The 18,953-nt window shown below is 68.2% G+C and carries 14 protein-coding genes; 9 read left to right on the forward strand and 5 right to left on the reverse strand.

The window, feature by feature from the left end; all coding sequences use genetic code 11:
- Positions 1-226: 226 nt before the first annotated feature.
- Together ABS772_RS07375 and ABS772_RS07380 are read right to left on the reverse strand one after the other, a co-directional pair.
- A complete protein-coding gene (locus ABS772_RS07375) occupies positions 227-892 on the reverse strand; it encodes a response regulator transcription factor (protein ID WP_350393372.1) in 666 nt (221 codons plus the stop codon).
- Positions 889-2,319, reverse strand: coding sequence for a sensor histidine kinase (locus tag ABS772_RS07380; protein ID WP_350393374.1), 1,431 nt, complete (start codon positions 2,317-2,319; stop codon positions 889-891). Before ABS772_RS07380 ends, ABS772_RS07375 begins: the two co-directional genes overlap by 4 nt.
- Before the next feature lie 169 nt (positions 2,320-2,488).
- On the opposite strand from ABS772_RS07380, the gene ABS772_RS07385 reads away from it, so the two are divergent.
- Positions 2,489-2,971, forward strand: coding sequence for a cupin domain-containing protein (locus ABS772_RS07385; RefSeq protein WP_350393375.1), 483 nt, complete (start codon positions 2,489-2,491; stop codon positions 2,969-2,971).
- A 227-nt stretch (positions 2,972-3,198) separates the two neighbouring features.
- Here the strand turns inward: ABS772_RS07385 and ABS772_RS07390 are convergent, their stop codons facing one another.
- Complete coding sequence (locus ABS772_RS07390; protein WP_350393377.1) at positions 3,199-4,101, reverse strand: NmrA family NAD(P)-binding protein; 903 nt, start codon at positions 4,099-4,101, stop codon at positions 3,199-3,201.
- Positions 4,102-4,208: 107 nt separating this feature from the next.
- On the opposite strand from ABS772_RS07390, the gene ABS772_RS07395 reads away from it, so the two are divergent.
- The 3 genes from ABS772_RS07395 (at position 4,209) to ABS772_RS07405 (ending at position 8,655) form a co-directional block, all read left to right on the forward strand.
- Positions 4,209-5,129 carry a LysR family transcriptional regulator gene (locus tag ABS772_RS07395; RefSeq protein WP_350393378.1) on the forward strand — a complete coding sequence of 307 codons (921 nt, stop codon included), beginning with the start codon at positions 4,209-4,211 and terminating at the stop codon, positions 5,127-5,129.
- Positions 5,130-5,844: 715 nt separating this feature from the next.
- A complete protein-coding gene (locus tag ABS772_RS07400) occupies positions 5,845-7,524 on the forward strand; it encodes a PAS domain-containing protein (protein WP_350393380.1) in 1,680 nt (559 codons plus the stop codon).
- A gap of 123 nt (positions 7,525-7,647) precedes the next feature.
- On the forward strand, positions 7,648-8,655 hold the full coding sequence (locus ABS772_RS07405; RefSeq protein WP_350393382.1) for an HWE histidine kinase domain-containing protein: 1,008 nt from the start codon (positions 7,648-7,650) through the stop codon (positions 8,653-8,655).
- Positions 8,656-8,748: 93 nt separating this feature from the next.
- Here ABS772_RS07405 and ABS772_RS07410 read toward each other — a convergent pair whose 3' ends face one another.
- A complete protein-coding gene (locus ABS772_RS07410) occupies positions 8,749-11,571 on the reverse strand; it encodes a PAS domain S-box protein (protein ID WP_350393383.1) in 2,823 nt (940 codons plus the stop codon).
- Between the two features lie 172 nt (positions 11,572-11,743).
- Between ABS772_RS07410 and ABS772_RS07415 the strand changes: the two genes are divergently transcribed.
- Both ABS772_RS07415 and ABS772_RS07420 read left to right on the forward strand, forming a co-directional pair.
- The gene (locus ABS772_RS07415; protein ID WP_350393525.1) at positions 11,744-11,953 is read left to right on the forward strand and encodes a hypothetical protein; all 210 of its coding nucleotides are present in this window, start codon (positions 11,744-11,746) and stop codon (positions 11,951-11,953) included.
- A gap of 354 nt (positions 11,954-12,307) precedes the next feature.
- Positions 12,308-14,533: a CHASE3 domain-containing protein gene (locus tag ABS772_RS07420; protein ID WP_350393385.1), complete on the forward strand. Its 2,226-nt coding sequence runs from the start codon at positions 12,308-12,310 to the stop codon at positions 14,531-14,533.
- 26 nt (positions 14,534-14,559) lie between these two features.
- On the opposite strand, the gene ABS772_RS07425 is transcribed toward ABS772_RS07420, so the two are convergent.
- Entirely contained in the window at positions 14,560-15,555 is a 996-nt protein-coding gene (locus tag ABS772_RS07425; protein ID WP_350393387.1) for a GlxA family transcriptional regulator, read from the reverse strand.
- A gap of 118 nt (positions 15,556-15,673) precedes the next feature.
- Between ABS772_RS07425 and ABS772_RS07430 the strand changes: the two genes are divergently transcribed.
- The 3 genes from ABS772_RS07430 (at position 15,674) to ABS772_RS07440 (ending at position 18,815) form a co-directional block, all read left to right on the forward strand.
- Positions 15,674-16,351, forward strand: coding sequence for an HD domain-containing protein (locus tag ABS772_RS07430; protein ID WP_350393389.1), 678 nt, complete (start codon positions 15,674-15,676; stop codon positions 16,349-16,351).
- 183 nt (positions 16,352-16,534) lie between these two features.
- A complete protein-coding gene (locus ABS772_RS07435; RefSeq protein WP_350393390.1) occupies positions 16,535-17,545 on the forward strand; it encodes a GlxA family transcriptional regulator in 1,011 nt (336 codons plus the stop codon).
- A gap of 262 nt (positions 17,546-17,807) precedes the next feature.
- Positions 17,808-18,815: a CobW family GTP-binding protein gene (locus ABS772_RS07440; protein ID WP_350393392.1), complete on the forward strand. Its 1,008-nt coding sequence runs from the start codon at positions 17,808-17,810 to the stop codon at positions 18,813-18,815.
- Positions 18,816-18,953 lie beyond the last annotated feature (138 nt).

The raw sequence follows: 18,953 nt of genomic DNA on the forward strand, positions 1-18,953 counted from the left end.
GAGTGAAGTTGCTCGAGTATATGGAGGATAAGCTTGGAGCGGGTTGAAGCCCGGCGCTCACAGGGTGTCCATGGCGCCGCCCAATTGCGATCGCCGGACAGACCTTCAGCGTGTGCCGGGTGACCATTGTGATGTGCCACCCGCCCGAGGAAACTTGAGACTGTGATCGTCGAGCGACACGCATCGCAGGTCCACCTCCGCCCCGCGGGTGGATCCGCGATACGCTTCACACCCGATCATGATCGGTCATCGGTTCAACAAGACCGTGTCGCATGCAATGATAAATCAGGTCGATATCAGACTTGACACCGAGCTTTGCTTTGATTGAGTAGTGATAATTGCCAATCGTCTTCCGTGTTAGGCAGAAAGCTTCTGCTATCTCATCATTTGTTTTTGCATCGATGATCATTCTCAGGATTTCGAATTCTCTCGGCGAAAGCTGCTCAATGACGGGCTGGCCATCGTCAAGATGGCTCGCCGCCAGTGCGTGCGATATTTCCGGGCATAAAGTCAGTTTATTGTCGTACACATTGCGGACGGATTCCACCAAGACATTCGATGCACTGCTCTTGGTGATGTATCCGCGCGCACCGGCGCGAATGGCCTGTACCGCGTAGCTTGCAGCGGCATGCACGCTGAAGACGAGGATTCGTGCACGGGGATCGGTCTGCTTGATCTGTCGGATCGCGTCGATGCCGCCGCGGCCCGGCATGCTGATGTCCATGATGACCACATCGGGCCCGACGGCCCGGTAGCGGAGATAGGCCGATGTGCCGTCGTGCGCTTCAGCAACGACCTCGATGTCGGGTTGCCGTTCCAGCAGCCGTCGATAGCCTTCCCGGACGACCGCATGGTCGTCCACGACCATGACGCGTATCTGCGGACCGATCATGTCGTCTCCCTGGCGATAAGGGCGGTCGGGAAGCTGACTTGCAGTCGAAAGCCCTGGCTCGGCGCTGTTCCGATCGCGATCTGCCCATTGAGAGCGAAGACGCGTTCACGCATGCCGAGCAATCCGATGCCGGCTGGCGACCGTTGCGGCACATCAGCCGGCGCCCCGCGGCCGTCGTCTGCGATGGTCATCTGGACATCAGCGACGGCTCCCCTGGGCGAGGCTTTCAGGATGATCTCGATATTCCGGGCATTCGAATGGCGGATTGCGTTGGTGAGGCCTTCTTGAACGATCCGGTAGACGTGTACCGCTGCCTCGGACGGCAACTCGTCGAGGCGATCGTCGATCTGAAGCGCGAAGTTGACCTGATTTCCGGCTCTCTGCGCTCGCTCGGCTACCAACTCCCGGAGAGCGACCCGCAGGCCCAGATCGTCGATTTCCGGAGGCCTGAGGCATGCGAGGGTGCTTCGTAGCGCCCGCATCGCGACCGATGCCATGGCAGCAAGTTCCGCGCACTCGGCCGCGACCGCGGGAGAAGCGGATTTGGCGTCTTCTTGGACTGATCGCGCCAGAAGGCTGAGAGCCGTCAATCGCTGTGCGACGTCGTCATGGAGTTCGAGCGAGAGAGCGCGCCGTTCGCGTTCCTGGGCATCGATCAGTTTCCGGGCAAGCTCGGAACGCTCCAGCATTGCCACCTGCAGGCTTTGGGATAATTCGTTGAGGACAGTCGAGATGAGGTGAAGTTCACGCAAGCGGAAGCTTGGCAGGCGATAGGACAGGTCGCCGCCTGACAAACGGTTGACGCCGGTCAGTATCTCATTTGCAGGACGCAGCGCGTGTGAGATCGCGCCGTAGACGAGGATGCAAAGAATCGCCGTCAAGACGGCAAGCGCGCCCGAGACCTGCTTCAATGCGCTCCAGGCCGAACCGACGACGGCGTCCGGGTTGATATCCGCTTCGACGGTTCCCCTCAGGGCGCCCTTGTGTTCGAGCGGCACACTCACATTCGATCCTGAGAAGAAAACAAGCCGATAGATATTCGCGAACCACTCCGGTGTCGCTGGACCATGCACATCGGCGCCAAGGCAGCTTGATCGTCTCTCATCGGTATTCGCGTCGGCAAACCGTACGCACTGGCCGGGATGGAGTGTGTATCTGGTTACGATCTCCCAGTCAGGAAACCGCACGGAGAGATCGGTAGCCCTGTCTATCCTCAGGAGTTGCGCGCGAAGCTGCTTTTGTACCGCCTCGGCAGTCTCGGTATTCCATCGTTTTGTTTTGGCGGCAACGTCATGCATCACGAAGGCGGCGGCACCGACCGCGCAAAGAAGCGAGATGAGAGCGATCCGGCCGACAAGTGCCCACTTCAGGTCGAGATCGCGCCGGTCCAAACGGCCCAATGTCTGCTCTGCGCTGAGTGCCGGCATCCCATCCTCCCGAAGATTCGAGTGTACCCGAGCCCTCGGCCCTGTCGGAAGTGCTGCCGGCAGATCATGCGATTTGCCCAGGGACATGTGGGCAATCTGCCGTAGCCGGGGGCACCGAGCCGCGCTTTAAGTGACGGAGCCTGTTCATGGTCAGCCGAAAGAGTAAGTGATGCGCTTCCGTCCCTGCTTGAGCTTAATCATCGCGCTTCTTGTTCTTGTACCGGAAGCGCGAGCGGCCGAAATGGTCATGGTTGCCGGCGAAGATGCCGTGAGTTGGACGCCTGCGCCGCCTTCCTTGCCGAAGGGGAGTGAGATCAGCATCATCGCGGGCGACCCGGACAAGCCGGGGCCTTTCACGCTCAGGCTGAGGTTCCCACCCGACTATGTCATTGCCCCGCATACACACGCCACCGATGAAAGCGTGACTTTGCTGTCGGGCAGCGTAATGCATGACATGGGGGAAACCATAGACAAAGAGCGCGGCAAGCTCTTCAAGAAGGGCGCCTTCCTCTATCTTCCCGCCAAGATGCCTCACTCGCTCTGGACAACGAGCGAGGGTGCCGTCATCCAGGTTTCCGGCACCGGCCCCTTCGGGCTCGACTACATCAACCCGGACCAAGATCCGAAAGGGATGCGCGAGCACAAGCGCTAGGTCCGAGGCCCACCTGTTGCTTGCGAGACCGTCGATGCGGCGTGCAACAGCTTCCCAGGTCATTTGACGGTCGTAATCGGTAGGTAGACGGCCAATTACTCAGGCATGCTCCCGGCGCGTCATTGTTCCCAATTTTTGCTGTCTTGGGTATGGCGCGGCGCGGGTCCACCCCAACCCCAGGTGCGCGGCCTCTTCGACGCTTCCAACGATCGGGGGATGACACCGCCTCAGCGGCGGGACAGCACCTCGCGCACCCCAACCCAACGCAGGCCCGGGTAGCGCCCGTTGTCGAGCGGGTCGAGCTTTCCGGCACCACCGAACATGTCGCGCAGGTACTGCATGCCCTGCCAGACAGGAAACACCTTCCCCCGGCCTGGCGCCAGGATACGCCCGACCGCGATCATCGCGCCAAGGCTACCCACCCCGCCCATGCGCAGGGTCTTGAAGCGTTCCCCCGTCATGTCGCTCGCGGCCTCGGCCAGTCCCCGTGCGCTGACGACCTCGCCGGCGATGCGCAGGATGCGAGGGGCATCGCGGTCAAGCGCGGCAGCGGCCGTGTAGGCGGCAACATCGTCCATCGCGGTGAAATCGAGGGGCTGGTCCGCGTCTCCCCAGTACAGCACCCGCCGCCAGCCGAACTGGATCAGGGGCATCTGCGCCGTCAGCATGTCCATGAAGCCGCCGTTCAAAATCGAGGTCGCCCGCACGGGTGCGCGGTCCAGGCGCTCGTGGAAGCGGCGGCGCAGGTCGAGGTTGCGGTTGCCGCCCGGCTCCGTCCTGGTGAAATCCAGGGCGAAGTCGGAGGGGATGAAGCGCGGCGCGCCGGCAGCGACCGCCGCCTCGAGGAGCGCGGTCTGACCGTCGAGGATCGTCTCCTCCAAGCCGTTCAGCGCCGAGATGACGCAGGTCGCGCCCCGACAGGCGCGGGCAAGGCCGGGGGCATCCTTCAGGTCGGTCCGCACCAGGGTCGCCCCGGCGGATTCGAGCGGCGCGGTTCGCTCCGAACTCGTTGCCGGCCGGATCACGGCTCTCACAGAGGCTCCGCGCTGACGAAGCGCGCGTGCGATGCGCAGGCCGAGCCCACCCGTTGCACCTGCCATGACGACCTCGGGACGGGCTTCGTCCGACATGCCTCACCTCTCTGTGCCAGATCCTCTCGCGGAGGTAGGGTGTTCCGACTCTCCCGTGCAGGGACCAACATCGGGACAGGTCGTTGCAGATCGGGAACGATACGACCATGGACGTCGATGATCTTCGCGCCTTCGCGCGGATCGCGGACCTGCTCAGCGTCTCGGCCGCAGCGCGGACCCTGGGCCGGCCCAAGTCTTCGGTCAGCCGCTCGCTCGCGCGACTTGAGGCGGAACTCGGCTTGGCTTTGGTCGAGCGGTCGACGCGGCACCTTCGGCTGACCGATGCGGGCACCCTCCTGCTCCCGCATGCGCGCCGTATCATCACCGACGTTGAGGAGGCGGTGACGGCGATCGGCAATTATGCCGGATCGCCGCGCGGTACGTTGACGATCAACGTGCCCTTCACCTTCGCGGTCGGGCTGCTCGCGCCGATGCTGCCGACCTTCCTGACGCGATATCCGGACGTCCGCGTCGTGCTCGATGTCGAGAACCGGTTGATCGACCTGCCGGTTGAGGCCGCCGATCTCGTCATCCGCATCGGGACGCTGCCCGACAGCGATTTCGTCGCACGCCATCTTGCCCGGATCGAGCTCTGGACCTGCGCCAGTCCGGCCTATCTCGCCGAACGCGGAGCGCCCTCGACGGTCGCGGACCTCTCGCGGCACGTGCTCTTGTCGGCCTTCGACCGCCTCATGACATGGTCGTACCGCCAGCCCGGCGGCCAAGTGGAACAGGTCGATGTCCGACCCGGGAACGTGGTGCCGGAACCGACCGCGATGCGCACCGTGCTGGTCGGCGGGGCCGGCATCGGTCGCCTGCCCGACTTCCTCGCCAGGGAGGCGGTTTCCACCGGCGCGCTGGTACGCTTGTTCCCGGAGGCTGCAGAGGACACGGTCGACGTGCACGCGCTGTATCCGAGCCACCGTAGCCTGTCGTCCAAGGTGCGCGTCTTCATCGACGCGCTGATCAGACACCTTGCCGTGATCAGGGCGCAGGATGCATCGGATGTGCCGGCTCATGCCGAATAGGCTTCAGGCGGCTCGCCTATCCTGCCCTGAGTTCCGACCCGTTGAGCTCGGACGAAGGTATCGTTCCCGGTGATGTTCGGCCTCCCCGGCCTCGACGTCGTCGCCGGGTCCCTTGTTTCCTTCGATGGCCACATTTGCTGAAGCTCGGCGTCGTTCTGCTGCCTGGCGTGTCCCTGCCCGCACGAACCGGCTGATGGAGCGGCCGCAACCTTCAGGTCCGCTTTTCCCATATCCGTGGGAATCCGGACCAGCAGGCGAGATGTCTGCAAGGGGTCAAGGGTTCGCGCCCGGCCTGTTCGCTCATGCGCCATTTCCCCACCTTCGTTCATCGTCCGTGGAATAACCGTATTACCGAACATCTGCCGTTGGCGTGGAAGATATAGTCTTCGATTCGAGCGACCCCAGGAATTGCGGATATCAGGCCGCGTCGACCGTGGCGCGTTACGGGCTTCCGGCAACCTGTGGGCTCGCCGACTTACGATGTCTCGGGAGCTCGGTGGAGTTGCACGCAAAACACCGAGACGGCGAACCCTTCTGCAAGGTCGAGGTTAGGCATGCTGGGGCCGCGGTGGCGACCGTGTCCTCTCGGACGCGGGGACCGGCCGCGATGCGGCCGGCGCACGTGGACGTCATGGGAAGCAGCATGGACGAGGATCACGCCCGCAGGGATGCTGGAAAAGGGGGGGCGAGCACGGGCGAGCCGGCCGGCGGAGCGATGGACCAGGGTGCCCTCGAACCGCTCGGCCGCCCGGGGCTGCGGCACTGGCAGCAGAGCACCATCACCGAGCCGAGCCTCGAAGAGCGCGGCAACGTCTTCTTCGCCGCCGTCGAGATGACCCGCATGCCGATGATCCTGGCCGACCCGCGACAGGACGACGTGCCCATCGTGTTCGCCAACAACGCCTTCCTCGACCTCACCGGCTACGAGGAGGCGGAGGTGATGGGCCGCAACTGCCGATTTCTCCAGGGCGCCGGCACCGACCCGGAACACGTCGCGCGGCTGCGTGAGGCCGTCGAGAAGCGCGAGGCGGTGGCCGTCGAGATCCTGAACTATCGCCGCGACGGCACGCCCTTCTGGAACGCCGTGTTCATGGGGCCGGTGCACGACCCGCAGGGCGAGACCATCTACTTCTTCGCCAGCCAGCTCGACGTGACGCAGCGGCGCGAGGCGGAGCAGCAGTTCCGGCAGGCCCAGAAGATGGAGGCCATCGGCCAGCTCACCGCCGGGCTGGCGCACGACTTCAACAACCTGCTGCACGTCATCGACGGCAGCCTGGAGCGGCTCGCGGCCAAGCGTCACGACGACAAGGCGTTCGAGCGCTACCTCGTCGCGGCGACCACCGCCGCGCAACGGGGCGCCAAGCTGACCCACCAGCTGCTCGCCTTCGCCCGGCGGGGCCGGCTGGAGCCGAAGGGCGTCGACCTCAGCGAATTGGTGAATTCGGTCGCCGAACTGCTGGAGGCGTCGGTCGGCAGCAAGGCGTCGCTGCACCTCAACCTGCAGCGTCGCCTTCCGCCGGTGAAGGTCGATCCGACCCACCTTGAGATGGCGCTTCTCAATGTCGTCGTGAACGCGCGCGACGCCTCGCCGAATGGCGGTGCCATCACGGTCACGACGCGGGAGATCCACCTGAACGGCGACGCCAAGGCCCGTCACCTGGAGCCGGGCGACTACGTCCTGCTCTGCGTATCCGACGAGGGCACCGGGATGGCGCCGCACGTCGCATCGCGGGCGACCGAGCCGTTCTTCACCACCAAGGCGCGCGGCGCGGGCACCGGACTCGGCTTGGCGATGGCGCACGGTTTCGTGCAGCAATCCGGGGGGCGGCTCGAGGTCGAGAGCGCGGTCGGGCGCGGCACGACCATCCGCATGCTCTTTCCACGCTACCGGCCCGAGGCGGAGCCGCGTGAACGGCCGGCGCAGGAGGCCGGCCACCGGGCGCCCCGGCCCGACACGTCGACGGCACCCCCGCTGGTTCTCGTGGTCGACGATAGCCACGAGGCCGCGTCCATGGCCGCCGAGGCCCTGCAGGACGTCGGCTACCGTGTGGTCATCGCCCACAGCGCGGAACAGGCGCTGGAGCGCTTCGACGAGGCCGCAGCGTCCGACAACGGGTTCAGGCTGGTGTTCACCGACGTCATCATGCCCGGCGGCGAGAACGGCATCGTGCTGGCCGCCAAGGTCCGCGAGCGGGCCCCGGACGTGCCGGTGCTTCTGACCACCGGCTACAACGACGAGATGGCCATGGAGGGGCCGCAGCCGCACGCCATGGACGTGCTGGGAAAACCCTACCGCCGCAGCGAGTTGATCGACCGCGTGCAGACCGCCTTGCGCCGCGGGGCCAGGACAGGACCCGGGCGCGAGACCTCGGATTTCGGCCATGCCATGGCGTGAGTGGCGCTGAGGCCGCAGCACGCAACCTTCATCCATCGAAACGATTGCCGAATGCACGCATCCGCACGGGCCTGAATGGCCCCGGTTGCGCGGCCGGCAGCACAACCCGGAGGCGTTCATCCCGTGGACCGAGACGAGAGCGGCTTCGCCACGGTCGACCTGAGGCTGCTGCGCGCCGCGGTCGAGGCGTCCGGCGAGGCCATCCTGATCACCTCGGCCGATCTCGACGAGCCGGGCCCCCGCATCGAGTACGCCAATCCCGCCTTCACCCGCATGACCGGCTACGCGGCGCACGAGGCGATCGGCCGCTCGCCGCGTTTCCTGCAAGGGCCGGACACGGACCGTGCCGCCCTCGACCGGGTGCGGGCGGCGCTTCGAGCCGGCGAGGCGACCCAGGGCGAGGCGCTGAACTACCGCAAAGACGGCTCGACCTACGTCGTCGAGTGGCTGATCACGCCGGTTTGCGAAGCGGACGGGCGCATCACGCACTGGGTCTCGGCACAGCGCGACGTCACCGAACGACGCGCCTACGAGGACCGGCAATCCATGCTGGTGCGCGAGCTGCACCACCGGGTCAAGAACACGCTCGCCACCGTCCAGGCCGTGTTCAACGCCACGGCACGCTCCGGGCTATCGGTCGCCGAATTCACCCGCGCTTTCTCGGGCCGGGTCGCGTCGCTCGCCCGCACCCACGCGTTGATCACCGAGGACGAGGCGCAGGCCGCTGCTTTCGAGGGCCTGTTGCGGGCCGAGCTCCAGCCCTACGACGAGCGCGGCCGTCTCACCCTGGAAGGGCCACGGGTGGTGCTGCCGTCCGAGATCGCGGTTCCAGTCGGCATGGCCCTGCACGAACTGACCACCAACGCCCTGCGGCACGGCGCGCTCGCCGATCCGGACGGCCGCCTGCAGGTCACATGGTGGGTCGAGGAAGCGGCGGAGGGGCGGGCCCTGCGCTGGGACTGGACGGAACACGACGGCCCGCCGGTCGGACACCCCACCCGTGAGGGGTTCGGCTCGCGCCTCCTCAACAAGGTGCTGGCCGCACAGACGGGCGCCGAGGTGGACGTCGCCTTCGCATCGGACGGGATCAGGGTCTCCGTCCGGATGCCGCTTCCGGATCGGTCCAGCTGATCCGAGCCTCGAAGCGGACGCGCCGAGCACGGGCGTGGCACGCTTCCACGGGCGGGCGGCGATGGGCCGTCATGCTCCTCCTGGCATGCCCGGTCAGTGGACCGCCTGGAAGCCGGCAAGCGGGGCCTCGACGACGCAGGTCACGCCCTCGGGCGGGTAATCGAGCGCGATGCGGCCGCCGACCTGCGCGGTCAGCCCGCGCTCGATCAACCGCGAGCCGAAGCCCTTTTTCATGGGCGGCCTGACCGGCGGTCCGCCGCGCTCCGTCCAGGCGATGCGCAGGCCCGGGCCTTCGGGCGCGTCGAGCACCGCCGCGGTGACCGCGACCCGGCCCTCGGGCACCGACAAAGCCCCGTACTTGATCGCGTTCGTCGTCAGCTCGTGCAGCGTCAGGGCGAGCGAGAGCGCCGCCCTGCCGCCGATCTCGACGTCGGGTCCTTCGTAGACGACGCGCTCCCCCGCCGATTCCTGCACGCCGACGCCCTGGCGGACCACGGCGCCCAGCGGCGCTCGCTCGACCGCGCCGCCGAGCAGCACGTCGTGCGCCTTGCCCAGCGCCACCAGTCGGCTGCTCAGCACCTCGCGCGCCGCCTCCACGTCGGTTGCGCCGCGCAGGGTCGAGGTAGCGATGGCCTGCACCATCGCCAGCAGGTTCTTCATCCGGTGGCTGAGCTCGTGGTTGAGGAGTTCCTGGTGCTCCTCCGCCCGCTTCTGCTCGGTGATGTCCCGCGTGACGGTCGCATAGCCGATGACCCGGCCGCCCGCGTCGCGGATGGCGATGAGGTCGTACAGCACGGGGAACTCGGCGCCGGTGTCGAAGCGGCGCATGCGCAGCTCGCCGCGCCAGCGCCCGTCCGTCTGCAGTGCGGGGACCACGACCTGCTCGATGTAGTTCCAGGTCTCGGGTGGGTAGAAGCTCGCCCGATCCACGCCCTCGGCGCTGGTGCCGGGGAAGCCGACCATGCTGAGCCCGGCCTCGTTGATCCACTCGATGCGCCAATCCGCGTCGGCGATGCCGATGAAGTCGGAGGACTGCGCCACGATGGCCGCGAGCTTCTTGGCCTCGGCGTCGGCCGCCTTGCGGGCGCTGACGTCGACCGCCGTGCCGGAGAACCGTACGGGCTTGCCCGCCTCGTCATGAATGAGCCGGCCCTTGCACTCGACCCAGCTGAGCGGACGGCCGGGAATGGCGAGCCGGTAATCGATGAGGAAATCGGCGCCGCGCTCGAAGGTCTCACGGATGGCGGCCCGCAGGGGCGGGATGTCCTCCGGGACGACGAAGGCTTGGTACTGCTCCATGGTGACGCCGGCTGCGGTCCGCTCGACGTCGAGCCCGTAGAGCCGCGCGAAGTGGGCGTCGCCGTGCAGCAGGTCGGTGTCGACCATCCAATCCCAGAGACCGACGTCGCCCGAGGCCGTCAGCGCCATCTGCAGGCGCTCGTCACTCTGCCGAAGGCGCTCCTCGGCCAGCCTCTGCCCGGTGCGGTCGCGCAGGACCTTGACGAAGCCGGTGGCGGTCCCGGCCTCATCGCGCAGCACCACCATCTCGCCCAGTGCGAAGAATCTCTCGCCGCCCTTGCGCAGGTGCCAGCGCTCGTCCGCGCCGCGCCCTTCCGTCAGGGCGCCGTGCATCTCCTGGTCCGCGATGCCGGCGACGCGGTCCTCCGGCGTGAAGAACACGTCCGCCGGCCGGCCGCGCACCTCCTCGGCCGTCCAGCCCAGGATGCGTTCGGCGCCGGCGTTCCAGTCGGTGACGTGGCCGTCGAGGTCCATGACCACGATCGCGTAGTCGGTGATGCTCTCGAACACGGCCTGGTAGCGCGCCTCACCGGCCCGCACCGCGGCCTGCGCCGCCGCCTCGCTGACCTGGGTCAGGCCCGCCGTGGCGGTGCCGGCGAAGAGTTGCAGGAGCGTCAGGTCCCGCTCGGTGAAGGCGTCCGCGCGGCGGGATTGCAGCGTCAGGACACCCAGGACCCGCTCGCCGCGGATGACGGGCACGTGCACGGCGGAGCCGAGATCCGGCGCCTCGATCAACCCGCCGTCGACGCCGTCGTCCGTGCGGGCGTCGGTCACGAGCACGGGGCTCGCGGCGCGGTAGCAGCGGCCGGAGGCGCTGCCCTCGAATGGCACCCGCAGGCCGCGATGAGGTTTGAGGCTACCGCGAACGGCGTGGTATTCGAGGGCATCGCCGTCGACGAGCCCCAGGACGGCCCCATCCGCGGCGGGCACCGCCTCCATGGCGCCGGCGAGAACGGCTTCGAGCACCGCATCCTGCCGGCCGCCGGCCCGGGCAATTCCGGCCTGGGTCGTGCCGAGGACGGCGCGCTGGCGCTCGAGAAGACCGCGCTCGGTCAGCAGGTCGTCGCGCAGGCGCACCGCCTGCCGCATTTCGACTTGGCGCATCACCTGCCGGGCGAAGCGGCGCAGCGCGTCGGCCTGCCCCTCGGTCAGGCCGTCCGGGCGCGGGAGGTGATCGATGACGCAAAGGCTGCCGAGCGCCGTGCCTTCGGCCGTGCGCAGCGGCGCGCCGGCGTAGAACCGGATGTACGGCTCGCCGGTCACGAGGGGGTTGTCGCAGGTACGCGGGTCGGCGGCCAGATCCGGGACGGTCAGGATGTCGTCGGCGCCGAGGGCGAACTTGCAGACCGAGCGGTTGAGGTCGGTCTCGCAATCGGGGAAGCCGACGCGGGCCTTGAACCATTGCCGGTCGCGGTCGACGAGGCTGACCAGGGCGACAGGCGCGTCGCAGGCCTGGGCGACGAGGTGGACGATGTCGTCGAAGCCCTCCTCGGGCGGCGTATCGAGGAGGGCGAGGGCTTCGAGGGCGGCGAGCCTGGCCGGGTCGGCGACCCGGTCATCCGAACCGGACGGGCTGGCGGGCGGCTTGGAAGTCTCCAGGGGGCGGCTCTCGGGCATCGTCTCCGTCTCGCGCGCAAGCTTAGACCGATGAGGCGTGGCTGTCGCGTGAATAGGATCGCATCGGGCCTATGACCTGGGGATCCGAGTGCCGGCTCGCGCTGGAACCGGCACGCCCGGAGGCCGCTTGCACCTGTTCCCCGGCAAGAGATCCGGCGACGAGGAGGACGGGATGTCGAGCGACACGCGAAAGCATCGTGAACTGGTCGATGCGCTGAAGGCGGCGCAGGGCAAGAACGACGGGTCCTTCGAGCAGGCTGTCATCACCGCCTTCGAGCACGTCTTCGACCACTTGGATCGAATGAACGCCCATGTCGCGGCCGGCGGTCCCGACGGCGAGGAGGGGCACCTCAAACCGGGCGAGTCACCGACCCTGCGCTGACGTCGGGTGCGAGGCCTCGGAGGCGCCCCGTGAGGCCCGCTCGCTCGGCCCCAAACCGGAAAGCCCGGCATCCGGACCTCCGCCGTGACCGACGTGGTGTCCGGCCGTCCGCCGGCAGCACGACGGCCTGGGCGCCCTCGACACGGCGGTCCCGCGGCTCATGAGGCCCGCGCGGCAGGGTCCCGGCAGCGCCCGGCGCGTCGGGTGTCACTTCCGCAATCTATCCGTAATCGCCGGCCATAAGCCCAAGTACGAGCTGCAAGCACACACGCGACTCTGTCCGCGGCGTTCGAGTATGCTCGCGCCTGCCGGGCCATTCCGACCGGGCGTCGCCTCGACCCAAACCCGGATGCCATGACCGAGTACCTCGTCAAGCGCGCCAATCTCCTGGTCTTCGGCGTGCTGATGGTCATCCTCGCCCTCGTCGGCGCAGTCACGTGGGAGCGCTTGAACGCCTCACGCGTCGCCCGCGAGTGGTCGCAGCACAGCTACCGGGTGCTCACCACCACGAAGGACCTAGCCATCGCTCTGCGTGACGCCGAGCGCGGCCAACGCGGCTATGTCCTGACCGGACGGGACGAGTATCTCGGCCCTTACCACGCGGCGCGGGACCGCATCGGCGTGCTGCAGGGCGAGCTGCAGGCGCTCACCGCCGACAACCCTGCGCACCAGGAACGCATCCGCGGGTTGGCCCCCGTCGTCCAGCACAAGCTGGAGGAACTCGCGCAGACCGTACAGGCGCGCCGCGACGGCGGGGTGGAGGCGGCCCTGCGCATCGTCAACACGGATGCCGGCCGCAAGGACATGCGCGAGGCCGAGACCATCGTCGCCGCGATGCTCGCCGACGAGCAGAACCTGCTCGAGGAGCGGCTTGCCCAGAACGACACCCGAGCGCGGTGGGTACGCTGGTCCGTCCTCGGCGGATCGACGCTCGCCATGCTGACCCTTCTCTGGGCGGCGCGCCTCTTGAACCAGGCATGGTCGCGGTCCCAGAAAACCGAGGACGAGCAGCGGGTGTTGGCGCTGCGCCTGCGCACCACCCTCGACAGCCTCAGCCAGGGCGTGGCCGTGTTCGGGCCCGACCGCAGGCTCAAGAACTGGAACGAGTGCTTCCAAGTGCTGCTCGCCCTGCCCCAGGCGATGCTGCGGCAGGGCACGACCTACGCCACCTTCGTCGAGCAAACGGCGAAGCCGGGGCGTCCCACCCTGGAGACCGAGGATCAGATCCGCCACGGCAGCCAGAATCCGCGTGAGCCCATCACCTACGAGCGGGAGGCTGCGAACGGGCATCACCTGGAAATCCGCCGCACGCCGATGCCGGACGGCGGCTTCGTCTTGACCATCTCGGATATGACCAAGCGCGCCCAGGCCGAGAGCGTGCTGCGCGAGGCCCAGAAGATGCAGGCCATCGGGCAGCTGACCGGCGGCATCGCGCATGACTTCAACAATCTGCTCCAGGTCATTCTGGGGAACCTGGAGTTCGTCCGCGCGAAGCTGACCGACGATGCCAAGCTGCAGCAGCGCATCGAGCGCGCGGCCTGGGCGGCCCAGCGCGGCGCGACGTTGACGGGCCAGCTCCTCGCCTTCGCCCGCAAGCAGCCCCTGGCGCCCGCGCCCATCGACCTTGCCGCGACCATGCCGGACCTGATCCCGCTGCTGCGTCGCACCCTCGGCGAGCACATCGAGGTGCGCTACGTCGAGACCGCGGGGCTCTGGCCGGCCATGGCCGACCCCGCGCAGCTCGAGAGCGCGGTCCTGAACCTCGCCCTCAACGCCCGCGACGCCATGCCGGGCGGCGGGCGCCTGACGATCGAGCTCGGCAACAAGGTTCTCGACCCCGAATACGCGCGCCACCACGCCGAGGTAACGCCGGGCGACTACGCGATGGTGGCGGTCTCCGATACCGGCCACGGCATGGTGCCCGAGGTGCTGGCGCGCGTCTTCGAGCCGTTCTTCACCACCAAGCCCGACGGCAAGGGCACGGGGCTCGGCCTCGCGATGGTCTTCGGCTTCGTCAAGCAGTCGGGCGGCCACGTGAAGATCTACTCGGAGCCCGGCGAGGGCACGACGGTCAAGCTCTATCTGCCGCGCGCGGTGGGTGCCGCGATCGCCGCCCAGCGCTCGGGCGCGCCGATCGAGCTCCCGCGCGGCACGGGCACGGTGCTGGTGGTCGAGGACGAGGCGGCGGTGCGAGAGATCGCCTGCGCGATCCTGGCCGATCTCGGCTACCGGGTGCTGGAGGCGGCCGATGGCGAGGAGGCGCTGCGGGTGTTCGGCGCGAACGCGGCCGCCATCGACCTCTTGCTCACCGACGTGGTGCTGCCGGGCAAGGTGCGGGGGCGCGAACTCGCCGAGCGCGTCCAGGCGCTGCGCCCGGAGGTGCCGGTGGTGTTCATGTCCGGCTACACCGAGAACTCCATCGTGCATCACGGCCGGCTCGACGACGGGGTCCAGCTCATCGGCAAACCGTTCAAGCGCGAGCAGCTCGCCCGCAAGGTCGCCGACGCGCTCGGAGCGCCGGCGATCTCCGAGGCCGAGGCCGACAACATCGTCGCCCTGCATTCCAAGCGCGATGCCTGATCCTCACACGGCGGATACGGGCAAACCTATCCGGACCGGGACAAGATGCCGTTCGCGCCAGCGGGGGCGTGCAGGCGCCGGTACTCGGCGGGCGTGAGGCCGACCCGCCGAACGAAGGCCCGCCGAAGCGTGTCGGCATCCCGGAACCCGCAAGCGCCCGCGACCTGCTTCAGGGCGACTTCGCCCGTCTCCAGGAGGCGGCGCACCGCCTCGATCCGCACGGTCTCGACGTAGGCTGCGGGCGTCATGCCGGTCTCGGCCCGGAACACGCGCGCGAAGTGACGGGGGCTCATGCCGGTCCGAGCGGCCAGCCGCTCGACGCCGTGATCCTCGGCCGGATGCGCGGCGACCCAGCGTTGCGTTTCCTGCAGCGCCGAGCGGCCGGCCGGCGCGCTGACCCCCCGGCGGCTGAACTGCATCTGGCCACCGCCGCGCTTGAAGAACATGACGAGTTGGGCCGCCACTCGGCGCGCGATCTCGACCCCCAGGTCCTCCTCCACGAGCGCCAGGGCGAGGTCGAGCCCGGCCGTGACCCCGGCCGCGGTCCGAAGCGGGCCGTCGAACAGGCAGATGGCATCCGCCTCAACCTGCGCCTCGGGATAGCGCACGGTCAGCATCTCGGCCACGGCCCAGTGCGTCGTCACGCGCCGGCCGCGCAGAAGGCCGGCTTGCCCGAGCAGGAAGGCCCCGCTGCAGACCGAGCCGTAGCGGCGGCAGCGCGCGGCAGCCTCCCGGAGCCACGCGAGGAGCTCGGCGCCGACCGCCGCCTCGTGCATCCGGGGCGCCCCGGCGACGAGGAGCGTATCGAAGGCCGGCTCCGCATCCGCGGGGGCGACGAGGTCCGGCAGCAGCCGTCGGCCCGACGAGGTCGTGATCGGTCCCGGTGCCGTGCCGACGACGGAGAGGCCGTAGACCTCCCGTCCGCACTGGGCATTCACTTCCGCGAAGACGTCGAGCGGTCCGGCCACGTCCAGGAGCTGGACGTCGGGCATGGCGAGAAGAGCGACCGACCGGGATGTCATCGGGGATCCGTGTCCGACGGTGCAGGCACGTTGGCAGAAATCGTCTTATTGCGGCGATTGATGCCAAACCAGGCTTCCCATAGCTCAGGGCAACCCCGAGGGCAAAGGAGATCCGTCCATGAGCGTCCATTCCGAAGCCGCCATCCCCGACAGCAAGCTCGCCCGTGCCATCACCGATTTCGTCCGCGACACCGAGACGGAGCTGCTCTTCAATCATTCGAGCCGGGTCTACCAATTCGGCGCGCTCGCCGGCGTCCATCGCGGCCTGACCTTCGACCGGGAGTTGCTCTACGCGGGCGCCATGTTCCACGATATCGGCCTGATGCCGGATCACAGCAGCGCGCAGGAGCGCTTCGAGGTGGACGGCGCCCACGCGGCCCGCGATTTCCTCACCGCGCACGGCGTGCCGGAGGCGGACGTCTACACCGTCTGGACGGCCATCGCGCTTCACACCACGCCCGGCATCCCGGTCCACATGCATCCGGTGGTCGCCCTGGTCACGGCCGGCGTCGAGATGGATGTGTTGGGCCTGACCTACGACCAGTATTCCGATGCCGAGCGCGACGCGGTCGTCTCGTCCTTTCCCCGCACGCCGGGTTTCAAGGAGGACATCATCCAGGCCTTCTACGACGGCATCAAGCACAAGCCGGACACCACCTTCGGCAACGTCAAGGCCGACGTCATCGCCGACAAGGAGCCGGGCTTCCGCAAGGGCAACTTCTGCAGCGTGATCCGGGCCTCCCGCTGGCCCGGCGGGGCGCATGCCCCGGGGTGCGGCTGCGGCCAGCATGATTGATCGTCGCGGGCGGGCCGCCCGGAACGTGCGACAAACCGCACGGCACGCCGCCTGCACGGGTCGAAACCGCCGGCCTGCTCAACGCTGACCGTCCCGACGGTTCCCCAGCCGGGCAAGACCATTCGGCGCGTTGCGGCAGGCGGGTCAATTCGAGCGGGTCAACCGGGTGGGGAGCCTGGCGGGATGACGATGGACCAGAAGACCATCACGGTCGGGCTCGTGGCCCCCCGCAAATCCCAGGCGCTGGACGTCGTCGGGCCTGCCGACGCGTTCGCGCAGGCCGGTCAGGTGCGCGGCGCACGCGTGGCGTATCGAGTGACGCTCCTGGGAACGGAGCCTGGACCCATCACCGCGGCTTCCGGAATCCGCATGCTGCCCGACCGCCTCATCGGCGAGGTGAGTGAGCCGTTCGACACCCTGCTGGTCGCCGGCAGCCCGGATTTCGAGGAGGGGAGCCGAGATCCGGAACTCCTGCGATGGATCGCCGGCATCGCGCCGAGGACCCGTCGGATCGGTTCCATCTGCAACGGGGCCTTCGTGCTCGCGGCCGCGGGACTGCTCGACGGGCGGCGAGCGACCACCCACTGGCAGTTCGCCAAGCAGCTCGCGGAGATGTACCCGAAGGCTCACGTCGAGCCGGACCGCATCTTCGTCCGGGACGGCAACATCTACAGTTCGGCCGGCGTCACGGCGGGAATCGACCTTGTCCTGGCCTTGATCGAGCAGGATTGCGGCAGCGCCGTCTCGCTCGCCGTGGCGCGCGCGCTGGTCGTGTTCCTGCGCCGGCCGGGTGGGCAGTCCCAGTTCAGCGTGCACCTGCAGGCACAGCTGACCGAGCACGCGCATCTCGGACAGGTTCTCGATTTCGTGTTGGACAACCTGTCGGCCGACCTCTCGGTCGCGCAAATCGCGCGTCGCGCGGGCGTCAGCGAGAGAAGCCTGACCCGCCTGTTTCACGACGAACTCCGTACCAGCCCGGGTCGCTTCGTGGAGGTGGCGCGGGTGGAGGCCGCACGCGGCCTCCTCGAAGCAGGGCACCTGACCATCCAGCAGATCGCCTATCGCTGCGGCTTCGGATCGACCGACACGATGCGGCGCGCCTTCCTACGGCATCTCCAGACTGCCCCGGGCGATTACCGCCGACGCTTCCAAGCGCCTGTCGTGGCCGGCACGGCCGTAGACCAAGGTCCGTGATGGGTCGGTGAGGCCCGAGGGCTTGCGTCTCGAGCCCGTCCCGACAGGCGTCCAATCGGCCGGCGACCCGACCGTCCATACCCTTGCGCGGAAAGGGATGCGAGCGCGGGCGGCATCGGATGCTCGATCGACGCGCATCCCGCTCGGCCTGTCCGAAACTGCGTTCGATCTGGCGGGATCTGTCGTGACGCCGGACTGTACGCCTGGATGACGGGCCACCTAATCTTCGCGGCACCGAAGCGGATCACAATCGAGGTGACGCATGCTGGCGACAGCGGCAAGGGTTCCTGTCACGGTGCTGACCGGCTTCCTGGGATCGGGAAAGACGACCCTCCTCAACCAACTGCTCGCGCAGGGCGAGGCCGAGGGGACTGCCGTCATCGTCAATGAGTTCGGCGAGGTCGGCATCGATGGCCAACTGGTCGTCGGCGTCGACGAGGACGTGATCGAGCTCAACAACGGCTGCATCTGCTGCACGGTCCGCGCCGACCTCGTCGCCACGATCGGGCGCCTGCTTGCGCGGCCGCAGCCCGTGCGCCGCATCCTGATCGAGACCACGGGCCTCGCCGACCCGGCCCCCGTCATTCAGAGCTTCATCCTCGACGAACATCTCCGGGCACGAACCGAACTCGACGCACTCGTGACCGTCGTCGATGCCCGCCACAACCCGCTCTGGCTGTCGATGGGCGAGAAGGTCGAGGCCGCGGGCGGGGAGAACGTCGCCCGGGAGCAGATCGCCTTCGCTGACCTCCTCCTCCTCAACAAGACGGACCTCGTGGACGAGACTGCCCTGGAGACCTGCGAGACCGAGCTTCGTCGCATCAACCCGCTCGCCCGCATCCGACGCATGCGGGACGGGGAGGTCCCGGCCGCGGAGGTGCTCGGCATCGGTGCCTTCGACCTGAAGAACGCGCTGACCATCGAGCCGGAACTCCTGTCGGACCTGGAGCACGAGCACGACGACGCCATCGCGAGCGTCTCGCTCCGCCCCGAGGGGGACCTCGATCCGACGGCGTTCTTCCGCTGGCTGAACCGCTTCGTGCAGGCGAAGGGGGCCGACATCCTGCGCATCAAGGGCATCGTCGCCCTCGTCGGCGAGGCGCGGCGCTACGTCTTCCACGGCGTGCACATGACCCTCGACGGCCGGCCCGGCAAACCCTGGCGCCCCGGCGAGCTACGGCGCGGCGAAATCGTGTTCATCGGCCGCGGCCTCGATGCCCAGGAGATCGCGGTCGGCTTGGCGCAGTGTCGGGCGGCGCAAGCGGCGTGAGCGGCCCGCGAAACGGGAGAGGACCGGCCGTGCCATCGCCCCTCGCTTTGGCCATCACCAGCCCTGGCGTGCTCGAGGCAGGGCTCACACGTCCGCCCCTTGTGGCCGGGCACCGGATGCTGGCGAAGGCTCTGATCG

This window comes from Methylorubrum podarium, assembly GCF_040270385.1.
In the GTDB taxonomy this organism is placed as follows: domain Bacteria; phylum Pseudomonadota; class Alphaproteobacteria; order Rhizobiales; family Beijerinckiaceae; genus Methylobacterium; species Methylobacterium podarium.